The sequence below is a fragment of the Prevotella sp. MGM2 genome, from assembly GCF_002933955.1.
Taxonomy (GTDB): Bacteria; Bacteroidota; Bacteroidia; order Bacteroidales; family Bacteroidaceae; genus Alloprevotella.
Map to the genome: position 1 here is coordinate 43,079 of NZ_BEWW01000259.1, position 14,467 is coordinate 57,545.

The window sequence follows — 14,467 nt, forward strand, 5'->3', positions numbered from 1 at the left end:
TCTAGCTTTGACACTATCCGGGCTTGCGGGGATGACTGCAAATTCGTAAATTTGCACCTATTATGACAGAAACAGACCACCATAACAATTTTGCCTTTTCAGCGCCTGCAACCGAATTAGTTACAGTAGCCGCCGAATACTGCAAAGCACTCGAGGGACAGGACTTCAAAAAACCAGTCCACTTTAACGATGTCATGCGTAACCTCCTCTCCATGATTTACCTGAAGATGTCTCTTCTTCCACAAGTTCCGGATGTTCAAGGATTTAACGAAAGCCGCGTCACTGAAGACGATTACGAATACATTCGCGCACGTGTCAAGCGCTACACCGGAGCCGAAGATGACTATCTTGACGTTTTCGTTGAGGATTTCAAATATTCCGACCGCCCTATCCTGCGCACTATCAGTGAAGATATGGCCGATGTTTACCAGGCTCTGCGCGAACTTGTTGAAACGTTCCGCGGCGGATTTGAGGAGGCCATGATGGCAGGACTTCGTGAAGTACAGGAAGAGTTCAGGCTACATTGGGGGCAACGGGCCTTAAACGCCCTGAAAGCGCTTCACGACATCCGTTTCGGCGAAACAGGAACTCCTGAAGAACATGACTTTTAAAAAAGAATATACGGTTTCAGCCGGCGAATAACTTTCATTCCCTCTCAGAAGCCAAGCCATCTTGCCCCGACAACATGACCAAACAGAAATTATTCAAAAAAACCAATAAAGACTTCATAGCCTCACTGCCCCGTTTTCTCTACGACGGCCCCATTGAGATTATCGACCAAAAAGATGCGGCGGAAACCACCGTTCAAAAACTCCTGCAAGCAGGCGGAATACTGGGATTCGACACCGAAACCCGCCCATCCTTCAAGCGGGGCGAAGGGCATAAAGTGGCCCTCCTTCAGATAGCAGACAAAGAGAAATGTTATTTGTTCCGCTTGTCAAAGACAGGGCTGACCGATGGCCTTACCGCCTTATTGTCCAACCCCGAGATACTAAAAATAGGCCTGTCGCTCCGTGACGACCTTTCAGCTCTCCGGAAACGCCGCAACTTCGAACCGAAAAACTGTCTGGACCTACAAAACCTCGTGCGCAGGCTGGGCATTGAAGATATGAGCCTGCAGAAGCTATATGCCAATGTTTTCGGACAACGTATTTCCAAAAAGACCCGGCTGACCAACTGGGAAGCTCCGGAACTTACTGAAAACCAACAACGCTATGCCGCTACCGATGCCGTGGCCTGCATCAGACTCTATGAGCGTCTCATGGCATTAAGTGCATCGGGTAATTACGAACTGCTGATCCCTGACGATGAAACGCAGCAAACACCATCCACAGTTCAAGCAGCCTCTGAGAAAAACGATAAAACCAACCACTGAACATTCATACATAACAAGATGATTACCATACGACTGAAAAGAGGTAAGTCCGAAAGTCTCAAACGCTTTCACCCTTGGATTTTTTCCGGAGCCATTGCTTCCATGAGCGAACAGCCACAAGAAGGCGAAATCGTTGAGGTGGTCGATTCTGAAGGTCACTTTGCAGCCCTCGGCCACTACCAGATAGGCTCCATAACGGTAAGGGTTTTAAGTTTCGAACGCAGCCGCATTGACACGGATTTCTGGAAGAGACGCCTCCACGAAGCCTGGCTCATGCGCAAAGCCATCGGAGTTACCGGCCTGTCCGACAACAACATCTACCGTCTGGTTCACGGCGAAGGCGACCGCCTGCCCGGACTCATCATCGATGTTTACGGCAACACGGCCGTAATGCAAGCCCACTCCGTAGGCATGCACCGTCAACGCATGCAAATAGCCGAAGCGCTCGCAGAAGCCACGGAAGGCGAAATAAGCAACGTCTACTATAAATCCGAAACGACATTACCTTTCAAAGCCGGCCTTGGACAAGAAGACGGCTTTATTCTGGGAGGTGAAACCGGCAACATAGCGACCGAATATGGCCTGCAATTCCACATCGACTGGCTGAAAGGACAGAAAACAGGTTTTTTCGTAGACCAGCGTGAAAACCGCCGCCTTCTGGAACACTACGCCAAAGGAAAAAAAGTACTCAACATGTTCTGCTACACCGGTGGCTTTTCCGTATACGCCTTGCGTGGCGGCGCCGAACTGGTACATTCCGTAGACAGCAGCGCCAAGGCCATAGACCTGACACGCGCCAACGTTTCTCTGAACTTCACCGGCGACAACCGCCACGAAGCCTTTGCCGAGGACGCCTTCAAGTTCCTCTCCCGCGCCGATGACATCTACGACCTCATCGTACTCGATCCTCCGGCTTTCGCCAAACATAAAGACGCTCTTCGCAACGCGCTCAAAGGCTACACCAGACTGAATGCCATTGCCTTTGAGAAAATCAAAAAAGGCGGCATTCTTTTCACTTTCAGCTGCTCACAGGCAGTCAACAAAGACCAGTTCCGCCTGGCAGTATTCACAGCCGCAGCCCAAAGCGGCCGGCATGTCCGCATTCTTCACCAGCTGCACCAGCCAGCCGACCATCCTGTCAACATTTATCATCCTGAAGGCGAATACCTCAAAGGACTGGTTTTATATGTAGAATAAGAAAACCGCCGGAATGACCGCCGGGTCTTTCCGGTATCCAACGTTTCCGATATCCTCATGCTATTACTCCCCAATGCCAAAATAAACATCGGCCTGTTCGTGACGGAAAAACGGCCGGACGGTTACCACAATCTGGAAACAGTGTTCTATCCCATTCCTCTGCGAGACAACCTTGAAATCAAACGTCTGGAAAAAGAGGATGTTCCCTATCTGCTCCAAACAGCAGGACATAAAATAGAAGGTGTTCCTGAAGATAACCTCATAATCAAGGTATACCGTGACCTGCAGGCAGAGTTCAAGCTACCTCCTGTCGAAATTTATTTATATAAGAACATCCCCATGGGAGCCGGACTTGGAGGCGGCAGCAGTGACGCAGCCGCCATGATGCGGGGACTCAACGAAATTTTCGGCTTAAATCTTACAGACGATGAAATGGTCTCCCGTTTGGCCGGATACGGGGCCGACTGCGCATTCTTCGTCCACAACCGGCCAGCTCACGCCACTGGCATAGGCAACGTGCTCTCGCCCATTGCTCTGACCCTGAAAGGCTGGACACTGGTATTGGTGAAACCTGATATTTTCATTTCAACCAAACTCGCTTATAGCGGAATCATACCCCGCCCCGCCCCATGCCGGCTTCCGGAAGTCGTATTACGCAATGTGGAAACATGGCGTGAATGCATTCACAATGATTTCGAAGCCTCAGTATTCCCGCAATATCCAGCTATTGCCGCCATCAAAGAAACTCTCTACGACATGGGAGCCAGCTATGCTGCCATGAGCGGCAGCGGCAGTACAGTCTTCGGCCTGTTCAAACATTCATGCGAGGAAGCCGAACGTGTTTTCCATGATTGTTACGTCTTCCGGAAAACCTTATCCGTATGATTTATTACTTCTCAGGTACAGGCAACAGCCTGCACATAGCTCAGATACTTTCACGTCAAACAGGCTGGTCCTTGCGGCCGATGATTCTCTGTGACGAAGAGACCCCTGAAGAAAGTGAGGTAACAGGCATGGTTTTTCCGGTCTACGGATGGCGTTTACCTCGTATCGTAGAACAATTTCTGCAAAATCTTCCATTAACAAAAAAGCGGTCTGCGTATTTTTTTGCCATTCTCACCTGTGGTGACGATATTGGAAGAACCCATGAACTGCTTCGCAGAAAACTGAAGGAAAAGGATATAAAACTGGACGCCGTTTGGTCTGTCACAATGCCTAACACTTATGTGGCATTACCTGGTTTCGACATAGATCCGAAGGAGTTACAGGAAAATAAACTAAAGGCCGCTCAACAAAGATTAGATGATATCATATCAGTCATCAATCGCCGTGATTCTTCTATTACAGATGTGCATACAGGAACTCTTGCCTATGTCAAAACGTACATTTTAGGACATCTATTCAACCGTTTTCTGACCAAGCACAAATATTTCAGACACGAAAGCACCTGCATTGGCTGTCGTAAATGTGAACGGATTTGTCCTGTCGGGAATATCAGATGCGATGGGAAAGGCCGGCCTGTATGGCTACACGACTGCACCATGTGTCTGTCCTGCTACCATCATTGCCCTATCCACAGCATTGCTTACGGACCTTTCACACAAGGAAAAGGACAATATATTTGTAAAAAATCATAAAGCGGCATCAGTTTTTATTCGTATCTTTGCAAATCAACATACATAAAATAAAATGAGTTTTAACCTTCCGAAAACAGATAAAAAAAGAGTGGTCATCGTTGGTGGTGGATTTGGTGGTCTCAAATTGGCCAACAAGCTGAAAAATTCTAACTTTCAGGTTGTTCTGATAGACCGCAACAACTACCACCAGTTTCCGCCCCTTATCTATCAAATAGCTTCCGCCGGCATCGAACCCAGCTCCATTTCCTTCCCTTTCAGAAAGATATTCCAAAAGCGCAAGAACTTCTTTTTCCGTATGGCAGAGGTTCGTTCCATATTTCCGGAACACAAAATAATACAAACCTCCATCGGTAAAGTAAAATATGATTATTTGGTATTGGCAGCTGGGGCTACCACGAATTTCTTTGGCAACAACCATGTGGAAGAAGAGGCTATGCCAATGAAAAACGTGAGTGAGGCTATGGGGCTGCGCAATGCTCTGCTGGACAATTTTGAACGTGCCCTGACCTGTGCCGGAGAAAAGGAACGGCAAGAGTTGCTCAACATCGTAATAGTGGGCGGCGGCGCAACAGGAGTGGAGATAGCCGGAGCACTCTCGGAAATGAAGAACTTTGTTTTACCCAAAGACTACCCAGATTTGCCTTCCAGCCTGATGCACATCTACCTGATAGAAGCAGGTCCGCGTCTGCTGCCGGCTATGAGCGAAGATTCTTCCGCACATGTTGAAAAATATTTACGCACCATGGGGGTTAATGTGTTACTCAACAAAATGGTAACAGACTATAAAGACCATTGTGTCATTCTGAAAGACGGAAGCTCCATTGCCACACGTACTTTTATATGGGTAAGCGGCATCATGGCACAGCCTATCGGTAATCTCGACAACAACCATCTGGGACGTGGCGGGCGAATAAAGGTTAACGCCTACAACCAAGTGGAAGGGCTGAAAGACGTATATTGCATCGGTGACCAATGCATCATGGCAGAAGGGGACAAGGCTTGGACTGGCGGACATCCCCAATTGGCTCAAGTGGCCATACAGCAGGGTAAGCTACTAGCTAAAAACCTGAAAAATCATGAGAAAGGAAAAGCCATGAAACCATTTAAGTACAAGAATCTGGGAACCATGGCTACTGTGGGCCGCAATCGGGCTGTAGCAGAATTTAAAAAAATAAAAATGGCAGGTTTTGTTGCCTGGTTCATGTGGCTTGTCGTACATCTACGTTCCATACTTGGTGTCCGTAATAAAGTCATCGTCTTGTTCAATTGGATTTGGAATTATTTCTCCTATGGGCAATCACTGAGAATGATCATCTACGCCAAAAAAGCAAAAGAAGTGATTGAACGGGAACGCCGTCTGGCATCAACACACTGGGGCACCGACCTCATGAGCGAAGGTTCAGAAGATATCAGCAGAGAATAATATATCTGCGGCAAAAAAAACGACCGTCATCAAAACGAACAAATTAATCATGAAACCCATATTTATAGCCGGACCTTGTGTGATAGAGTCTGAAGAGTTGCTTAATGAAGTGGCCTCTACTTTAAAAGACATAGCTCATCGTCTGAACATCGAGATAATATTCAAAGCGTCATTTGACAAAGCCAACCGTACTTCCGTCCATTCTTTCAGAGGCCCGGGAATGGAACGTGGGTTACAAATGCTTCACGACATCAAAGAACAATACGGTTTGCGCTTATTGACAGACATCCACGAAAGCTATCAGGCGGAAGCCGTAGGCGATGTGGTAGATGTGCTGCAAATTCCCGCTTTTCTATGCCGGCAGACTGATTTGCTGGTAGCTGCGTCTAAAACAGGTAGAATTATAAATATAAAGAAAGCTCAATTTCTGGCAGGTGAGGACATGCGTTATCCTGTAGAAAAATGCAGGGAAACCGGCGCACATGAAGTTTGGCTAACAGAAAGAGGTACAACATTCGGCTATCAGAATTTGGTAGTAGACTTCCGCAATATTCCTATTATGACTCCTTTAGCTGACCGTATCATTATGGATTGCACTCACAGTGTACAGCGCCCCGGAGCTGCAGGAGGCAGCACCGGGGGTGACAGAAAGTATGTACCGGCCATGGCACTCGCTGCTAAAGCTTTCGGAGCAACCGGATATTTCTTTGAAACCCATCCGCAACCAGACCAGGCAATGAGCGACGGGCCGAACATGTTGCCTTTATCTGACATAGAACATTTATTAAGCCAATTGATTTAAAGATACATATGAGTAACTGGACAGAAACTGCCATCAAATGCCTGCGCGATGAGGCAGAAGCTCTATTGGGGTTAATACCCAACATCGATGAAAATTTTGACAAAACCGTTAAAATAATCTTGAATTGCACCGGAAAACTCATTGTCACCGGCGTTGGTAAAAGTGGACACATTGGAGCAAAAATTGCCGCCACTCTTTCCAGTACCGGAACTCCAAGTTTCTTCATTAACCCTCTTGATGCTTTCCATGGCGATTTAGGAGTTATCAAACATGGAGATGTTGTTTTGGCCATATCCAACTCCGGACAAACAGACGAGTTGCTTCGTTTCCTGCCTTATTTTATTGAACAAAACATACCTGTTATCGGTATGAGTGGTAATCCTACCTCTCTATTGGCTCAATATGCAACCGCTCACCTTAATGTTGCTGTTCAAAGAGAAGCCTGCCCCTTGGGCCTAGCTCCCACTTCATCCACAACAGCAACTCTGGCTATGGGAGACGCTCTTGCCTGCGCTCTTATGGAAGCCAGACACTTTAAAGCATCTGATTTTGCACAATTCCATCCGGGAGGAACTTTAGGGAAACGTTTGTTGACCAAAGCCAAAGACGTGATGCGTACTGAAGATTTACCTACAATATCTCCTACAATGAAACTAGGAGAAGCTGTAATTCATGTTAGCCGCGGGCGGTTGGGCCTCTGCATTGCTGAAGACAATCATGGAAAAGTAATCGGCATAATTACTGATGGCGATGTGCGACGGGCCATGGAAACTTCACAAGATAACTTCTTCGATCTGACCGTAAAAGACATAATGTCCATACATCCTAAATGTGTGACCCCTGACACAAAAATAACTGAAATAGAAAATATTTTACAGAGTAATAAAATTCATTCCGTTCTAGTTGTCAACGAGCAGCAACAACTCCTTGGTATTGTTGACTCCTTCAGTACAATGATTTAATCTACAATTAATTCTGCCTTTTTCTTTTACTTTAGACATGCATCATTTCAAAAGTAAAAACCCTATCTGGTGTTCATATAAGTTTCTATTGGCAGGAATGCTATTTTGCTTCTGCTCAATTAAAGCACAGAACATTCAGAACAAAATCATTCATAGCTCCATAACACGCAGCGACTCGATTATTGTACATTATTTACACAATGACTGGAACGTAAACTTTTCACAAAATAACAGCATTGTCATTTTCAAGAATGGACAAGAAAAATTTGATGATCTATTCAAATCTATACGATCAGCTCAAAAGAGCATACATCTAGAATATTTCAACTTCCGAAATGATTCTATATCAAAGGAACTTTTCTCTTTATTGGCAGAACGTGCCAAGAACGGAGTAAAAGTTCGCGCTCTGTTTGACGGATTCGGCAATAGTTCTAACAACCGCCCTCTTCGCAAAAAACATTTGAAAGCACTACAGGAAGTCGGCATTGAAATTTATGAATTTGATCCGCTACGCTTTCCGTATATAAACCATGCGCTGCATCGTGACCATCGGAAAATAGTTGTTATAGACGGTTGTATTGCCTACACTGGAGGAATGAATGTAGCAGATTACTACATCAAAGGAAAGCCGGAATTCGGAGATTGGCGCGATATCCATGCCCGCGTGGAAGGAGATGCCGTAGGCAATCTACAAGGCATCTTCATCAAATTTTGGAATGAAACTACAGGACAATCTGTTTCGGGACCGGAATACTATCCAGGAGAACATGCTGCACGAAACAGCTTTCCTATGTTATCTCAAGATACAAGTACAACGGCCGGACATCAGAAAGTGGGAGTTATTGACAGAAATCCCCGTATATCTCCCCGCATCATACACGACACTTTTGTCAAAGCAATAGATAATGCACACAGTCAGATACAGATTATCAATCCGTATCTAACATTATGTCGTCACATTAAACGTTCTCTAAAAAAAGCAATCAAACGTGGCGTTGACATACAGATTATGGTTTCCGCTAAAAGCGACATTCCCATAACCCCTCGTATCGTTGAATATAATGTCAACAAACTGATGAAATACGGTGCTAAAATTTATTTTTATGAAGGGGGATTTCATCATAGCAAAATAATGATGGTAGATAGTATCTATTCTTTCATAGGTTCAGCGAACCTTAATAGCCGAAGCCTCTCTTTTGATTATGAATGTAATTTACTAATAGCAGATATCCCCACCACTCAAACATTGCAGCGAATATTTGAAACAGATAAATTAACAAGATGCTTCCAACTAACCCCTGAAAGATGGAAACAATTCGGCCGGTGGAAACATTTCAAAGGATGGCTTTTTCATTTTCTGACACCATTTGTACGGCAAGAGAATAAGCAAAAGACAATAAATAGACAAATAGCAAAACTGTCACCTTTATTTATCCAGGAAAAAACAGAGCAACCCCAACCTGCCCTCAAAAACAATAAAACAACAAGATGAAGAAAGATATGCGAGAGCCAAGTTTTTCCATTTGTAAAGCCATAGCCATCATTTTAGTAGTTATGTCACATGCTTGTGTACCTGGTTGGACTTACAAATTCATATACCAATTTCATGTCCCCATATTCTTTATCTGTGCTGGATATTTTTTCAACACACAATATATCAATGATGAGCGAACATTCCTAGCCAAGCGTATTAAAGGGCTTTATATTCCTTTTATAAAGTGGAGCATCTCCTTTCTAATTCTTCATAATCTGTTTTTTACATTCGGATTACTTAACGAACAATACGGCAATGGCAGCGGAGGCGTTCTTCATCCATATTCCTGGCATGAATTCAGCCAGCGTTTATTCAATATCATTTTCAACATGTCCGGTTATGACGAGTTTATAGCAGGATCTTTTTGGTTTTTCCGGGCTTTACTAATTGCAAGCATTATTCATTTCATTCTATTTAAATTATTCAAAATACTCCGTCCTATTGACACAGACAAACAAACGAGTCTTTTTATTCTTTTCTTCTCATTCATAGCGACGTTTTGGCTAGTAGCAGGTAATATCCGTATAGCCGGACTCGCCGGCGGAGGTTACAGAGAACTACTAGGCGTCTTATTCATTTGCATAGGTTTCCTTTTCAGACAATACCGTAGTCAACTTTTATTAAGTTGGCCTTTGGCACTCTGTTGTTTTATTATTTCAGCAATAGGAGCCACTTATTGTCCATCCTCCATGGGGCACGCCGCCTCCATATCACAATTCTTGTCTTTATTGCTACCGGCCATCACCGGCTTTATCTTTGTTTATTTTATCTCCGTCAATTTAGCCAAACGCAATAACATTATATCGAAGTCCTTAGTCTATGTTGGTGACCGAACTATTTATATATTCGCGTTCCATCTTTTAGCCTTCAAGTTAGTTAGTGTCATTAAAGTGGCTTATTATGGTTTAGCCTGGGGAATGGTGGGTGGACACACCGTTGTCAATACGTACACAAACGATACTTTTTGGATATTATACACTGTTACTGGCGTATCATTACCTTTAGCCGTGTTGGCAGTTTACCGCCACTATGCGGCGAAAACAGACTTTTCATATCCTTCTATAGTACGTCATTTATTCAAACAAATTCTCAAATTCATAGCCGTCTGCGGTATTCTAATAAAAAAAATGATTCGACTAATATGGGATATTATGCAAGGTATTTCAAAAGGTGTCAAAGACATCATCAATGCGTCAAATCCCAAAGACGAATAACATAAATCATCACGCCAAAATCTAGTATCATGAAATGCAATATCGATTTCTTCATAGTTGCAAAAGATATCACTCCTGACTTCATATCAACAATAAAGTCAATAGCCGAAAATCCTACCATTGAGCAAATTAACCTGCTCTCTACGGCCAATACATCTAGAGGAGAAGAACTTCCGCCCAATTGTAAAATCATACAAACGGAGTCATACACATCTTCCAAAGCATTGCGCACTATTGCCAAATATGCTACGGCTCGTTACACAGCACTATTCTTGAGTGAGCACATCTTTCTCCCATGCTATCGTCTCTTCGACCGTATGGTTCAAGTAGCAGATGACTGCGGGGCACTGATGGTTTACAGCGACCGTTATGAACTGCAGAATCAAAATCAAATACCACATCCTGTCATCGATTACCAATTAGGCAGTGTGCGCGATGATTTTGATTTCGGACATCTTTGGCTAGTTCGTACCGAAGCGCTCCATACCTTCATTGCAGAAAATAATAAACATCGCTTTAAATACGCAGCTCCATATTCATTACGACTTTATTTGAGCCGACATGGAGAAATATACCACCTGCGGGAATTTCTTTATGCAGAAGGAGAAACTGACTTACGGAAAAGCGGACAAAAACAATTCGATTACGTTACCCCTACAGCAAAAGAGGTCCAACTGGAGTATGAACGTGTTTGCACCGCTCATCTCAAAGCTATAGGAGCCTGGCTGGCTCCCGAAGAATTTGACCAATTGCCAAGAGACGAAGAAAATTATCCCGTTGAAGCATCCGTCATCATCCCAGTTCGAAATCGAAGGCGAACAATTAGCGATGCAATACAAAGTGTATTGACACAAAAAACTTCATTTACCTATAATGTCATTGTAATTGACAATCATTCTACCGATGGGACCACAGAAGCCATTAAAGCGATAGCCCAAAACGACAGCCGTGTTGTTTTGTTACAACCTCAAAGAACAGATTTAGGTATAGGAGGATGCTGGGACCTTGCAATCCGGCACACCTCATGCGGCCGTTTTGCAATTCAACTTGACTCAGATGACCTATACAGCAGTCCTCAAACACTGACCCGCATCGTAGACGCTTTTAACCAGCAAAATGCGGCTATGGTTATCGGAGCTTACAGAATCGTTGATTTCGATTTGAATACACTCCCTCCCGGCCTGATAGCACATAATGAATGGACAGCAGATAACGGACGCAACAACGCATTGCGCATTGGAGGATTAGGTGCGCCGCGTGCATTCAGAACCCATTTATTACGAAAAATAGGTTTCCCCAATACATCCTACGGAGAAGATTATGCCATGGGACTTACTTTTTCACGTCATTTCCGAATAGCCCGTATTTTTGACGAACTATACCTATGCCGCCGATGGGACGGCAATTCCGATACAGCTCTGCCGCTCGAAAAAGCCAATACCTACAATTTATACAAAGACAGTTTGAGAACAGTCGAAATCCGCACAAGGCAAGCTATGATAAACCGTTGGGAACATAAAGCCAGTCAGAAAGAAATAGAACTTTTTTTTGACAAACAAATGAAAATATGGGAAGATGTGCGCCAGCGTTTTGAAGAGTTGGAAAATGACATTCAAACCAAACCACTCTCAACCGAAGATTACAGTCTGGCCGTTCAATTCAATCCTCGTCGTATAGTCTCCACCGCCGCACGTGTTGATAAGAAAAATCTGAAAAAGCGCCCATGCTTCCTTTGTGATCACAATCGTCCCCAAGAACAAAAAGAACTTCCTGTAGAAGGGAAATACCATGTTTTGGTCAATCCCTTCCCCATTTTGCCTCATCATCTCACAATACCCACCCGCCGCCATCAACCGCAGCGCCTGTCTGCTATGTTAGGAGCCCTCAACCGAATGGCATGGAACATGCCGGATTACCTGTTATTTTACAATGGCGGAAGATGTGGAGCCTCCGCACCTGATCATGCACACATACAAGCCGGAGAAAAAGGATATGTTCCTTTACAGCGTGACTGGAAGTTCTATGAAAACAGACTTGAAAAGATATATCCTCTAACCGGAAGCGATGAAGCAGAACTGGAAGAGAAAGGGTACAACACGATGGGAGTCGGACTTTACCTGTTGCATGGATATGCCTGCCCTGCATTTGTTTTATTGGGAGGACAAGCCGAAGGCGATTATTTCTTACTAAGCAAACTCCTGAGCGTATTGCCAAAACCGACAGGAGAAGAAGAGGCTGACATCAACCTGCTGGCATGGCGTCAGGAAGGCGGACCGGCAGACAAAGACAGTGTTATCATGGTGTTGTTTCCCCGCCGAAAACACCGTCCTGACTGCTATTTTGAAACAGGAGAAAAACAATTCATCATCAGTCCGGGAGCTCTAGACATGGGAGGGCTACTCATTACACCGCGTGAGGAAGATTATCTGCGCATCACACCGCAAATAGCTTCCGAACTGTTGCGCGAAGTCACTCTCACAGAAGGCCAAATGCAACAAATAGCCCGCAAACTGCATAATAGCAACCGACAAACAAATGCCGAAGAAGCCAGCGAAGATTTATCGCTGAAGAAAGAACCGGAGGTTTCCGTTGGCATTTTACGGGATGACCACCTTACTTTCATCCTCAACGGTAATTTCATGGCCAAAGGAGCGGTTGTCGAAGGCAAACAGGAAGCCTCATGCCAAGATGGCGGCATCCTATGGAATGGCAATCTTTACAGTGAACTGATCTTTCAACCACAAGCCCCTTCTTCCACATTCACAATAGAATCAGTTGTTATTGGAAAAGATTTCCACTGGCAGCAGCATGAGACACAAACCTTTAAAGGTATTCTCCGAATAATCGTGGATGAAGAGAAGTTGGTTATAATCAACCAATTGCCTGTCGAAACCTACTTAGAAAGCGTTATCAGTTCCGAAATGAACGCGACATCTTCCCCTGAACTCCTTCGCGCTCATGCTATCGTTTCGCGCAGCTGGCTTTTCTATCAAATGCGCCAACGCCGCCAACCCCAAAAACATACCGGCTACTTCTCCTTCGTGCGCAAAGAAGATGAATATATCCGCTGGTACGACCGTGAAGACCACACCCTGTTTGATGTCTGCGCCGATGACCACTGCCAACGTTACCAAGGCATCACCCGCACGACATTGCCCGAAGTAAAGCAAGCTGTAGAAGCCACACGTGGTCTGATACTCACTGACAGTGAAGGAAAAATCTGTGATGCACGGTTTTCAAAATGCTGTGGAGGAGTAACCGAACGTTTTTCCACTTGCTGGAACGACTTCGACGTACCTTACCTTGTACCAGTACGCGACTTTTCCGATAACACCACACAAGTCCTTCCTGATCTGTCGGTCGAAGAGAATGCTGAAAACTGGATACGCACTACCCCAAACGCATTCTGCCACACAACAGACAAATCTTTAATCGGACAGGTTCTCAATAATTACGACCAAAAGACCACAGATTTCTTCAGATGGCAAGTAGAATACAGCCAGGAGGAATTGAGCCAAATTCTCAAAGAAAAACGAGAAGAAGACTTTGGCAATATCATTGACCTGCAACCAATAGAGAGAGGTCCTAGCGGACGGCTGAAACGGCTGAAAATAGTCGGAACGAACCATACGCTCATCATTGGGAAAGAACTTGAAATCAGACGTTCATTATCTGCCAGTCATCTGTACAGTTCTGCTTTCATTGTGGAAAAAGGTCCTGTAGAAAACGGCATACCCTCCAGTTTCACTCTCATCGGAGCCGGCTGGGGACATGGTGTGGGACTATGCCAGATTGGTGCAGCCGCCATGAGTAACAACGGATATGAACACAAAAAAATTCTGAAACATTATTACCCCAATTCGTCACTCCGCAAACTATACAAATAAACCAGAATACTTCAATCCACCATCGCATGAACAAATCACGAGCCCCCTGGCAATGGATACCGTCTCTCTATTTTGCCGAAGGACTACCTAATATTATCGTCACCTACATAGCCCTTGTCATGTACAAACGATTAGGTCTGAGCAATGCTGAAGCGGCACTCTACACTTCATGGCTCTATCTGCCTTGGGTGATAAAACCATTCTGGAGTCCTGTCGTTGATATTCTGCGCACCAAGCGCTGGTGGATACTGCTCATGCAACTTTTCATCGGCACCTCGCTGGCCGGAGTCGCCTTCACCCTCCATTGCTCTCCTATGGTTCAATGGACACTTGCCTTTTTCTGGCTAATGGCCTTTAGCAGTGCCACACATGACATTGCAGCAGATGGTTTCTACATGCTGGAGCTTCCAACAAAAGAACAGGCACTCTATGTCGG

General features: G+C 44.8%; 11 protein-coding genes and 1 pseudogene. All 12 read left to right on the forward strand.

Annotated elements, in window-relative coordinates:
- Window positions 1–62 precede the first annotated feature (62 nt).
- Window positions 63–611 (forward strand): DUF5063 domain-containing protein, encoded by a 549-nt coding sequence (locus C5S62_RS06580; protein ID WP_104404597.1) that lies wholly within the window; start codon window positions 63–65, stop codon window positions 609–611.
- Window positions 612–685: 74 nt separating this feature from the next.
- Entirely contained in the window at window positions 686–1,375 is a 690-nt protein-coding gene (locus tag C5S62_RS06585) for a 3'-5' exonuclease (protein WP_104404598.1), read from the forward strand.
- A gap of 18 nt (window positions 1,376–1,393) precedes the next feature.
- On the forward strand, window positions 1,394–2,572 hold the full coding sequence (locus tag C5S62_RS06590) for a class I SAM-dependent rRNA methyltransferase (protein WP_104404599.1): 1,179 nt from the start codon (window positions 1,394–1,396) through the stop codon (window positions 2,570–2,572).
- A gap of 57 nt (window positions 2,573–2,629) precedes the next feature.
- The gene (gene ispE / locus C5S62_RS06595; protein ID WP_104404600.1) at window positions 2,630–3,457 is read left to right on the forward strand and encodes a 4-(cytidine 5'-diphospho)-2-C-methyl-D-erythritol kinase; all 828 of its coding nucleotides are present in this window, start codon (window positions 2,630–2,632) and stop codon (window positions 3,455–3,457) included.
- Window positions 3,454–4,209: an EFR1 family ferrodoxin gene (locus tag C5S62_RS06600; RefSeq protein WP_104404601.1), complete on the forward strand. Its 756-nt coding sequence runs from the start codon at window positions 3,454–3,456 to the stop codon at window positions 4,207–4,209. Before ispE ends, C5S62_RS06600 begins: the two co-directional genes overlap by 4 nt.
- A gap of 52 nt (window positions 4,210–4,261) precedes the next feature.
- Complete coding sequence (locus tag C5S62_RS06605) at window positions 4,262–5,632, forward strand: NAD(P)/FAD-dependent oxidoreductase (RefSeq protein WP_104404602.1); 1,371 nt, start codon at window positions 4,262–4,264, stop codon at window positions 5,630–5,632.
- A gap of 49 nt (window positions 5,633–5,681) precedes the next feature.
- Entirely contained in the window at window positions 5,682–6,434 is a 753-nt protein-coding gene (gene kdsA / locus C5S62_RS06610; protein ID WP_104404603.1) for a 3-deoxy-8-phosphooctulonate synthase, read from the forward strand.
- 8 nt (window positions 6,435–6,442) lie between these two features.
- Entirely contained in the window at window positions 6,443–7,396 is a 954-nt protein-coding gene (locus C5S62_RS06615) for an SIS domain-containing protein (RefSeq protein ID WP_104404604.1), read from the forward strand.
- Window positions 7,397–7,433: 37 nt separating this feature from the next.
- The gene (locus tag C5S62_RS06620; protein WP_223301172.1) at window positions 7,434–8,888 is read left to right on the forward strand and encodes a phosphatidylserine/phosphatidylglycerophosphate/cardiolipin synthase family protein; all 1,455 of its coding nucleotides are present in this window, start codon (window positions 7,434–7,436) and stop codon (window positions 8,886–8,888) included.
- Complete coding sequence (locus tag C5S62_RS06625) at window positions 8,885–10,144, forward strand: acyltransferase family protein (protein WP_104404605.1); 1,260 nt, start codon at window positions 8,885–8,887, stop codon at window positions 10,142–10,144. The genes C5S62_RS06620 and C5S62_RS06625 overlap by 4 nt, the downstream gene beginning before the upstream one ends.
- Before the next feature lie 29 nt (window positions 10,145–10,173).
- Entirely contained in the window at window positions 10,174–14,031 is a 3,858-nt protein-coding gene (locus C5S62_RS06630; RefSeq protein ID WP_104404606.1) for a DUF4922 domain-containing protein, read from the forward strand.
- Between the two features lie 26 nt (window positions 14,032–14,057).
- Window positions 14,058–14,467 (forward strand): annotated as a pseudogene (locus C5S62_RS06635) (MFS transporter); the annotation flags it as partial.